Annotated in this window: 1 rRNA gene; it reads left to right on the top strand. The window is 52.6% G+C overall.

Features of this window, described 5'->3' with window-relative positions:
- Nucleotides 1–96: ribosomal RNA gene (locus WFK95_RS24690) — 16S ribosomal RNA — on the top strand; the annotation flags it as partial.
- Nucleotides 97–500 lie beyond the last annotated feature (404 nt).

Here is a 500-nt window from a genome sequence, read left to right as displayed (position 1 = left end):
CCTTGTGGGAGGGAGCTGTCGAAGGTGGGATTGGCGATTGGGACGAAGTCGTAACAAGGTAGCCGTACCGGAAGGTGCGGCTGGATCACCTCCTTTCTAAGGAGCAATAGTGCCGTTGATCAGCTCGAATGTGGCTGATGCGGTTGCTCATATTATTGGGTGGAACACTGACACGGTAATTCTTATCGCCCTGGTGGCCGGCTTGTCCGGTTGAGGGGGTTTCGTCGGCACACTGTTGGGTGTCTGAGAGGACACGTCCTTTCTGTTGCTGCTGCGCGTCAGCGCTCACGTACCACGGTCCTTCGGGGGTGTGGGTGGGTGGCGGTGTGGTGGTGTGTGTTGTTTGAGAATTGTATAGTGGACGCGAGCATCAACATGACGCCGCACTGTTTGGTGTGGTTGTTGTGTTATGTTTCTGTAATTTTACATGTTTCTGTGTAAGCATTTTGTTGTGTTTTATTTGGCGCTTCGTCATGGAGCATATGCTGATGCGAGAGTGT

Origin of the sequence: Tsukamurella sp. USMM236 (assembly GCF_037148755.1) — a bacterium.
Taxonomy (GTDB): domain Bacteria; phylum Actinomycetota; class Actinomycetes; order Mycobacteriales; family Mycobacteriaceae; genus Tsukamurella.
Note: the sequence above shows the minus strand (reverse complement) of the source record. Positions and strands in the feature narration are given on the sequence as shown.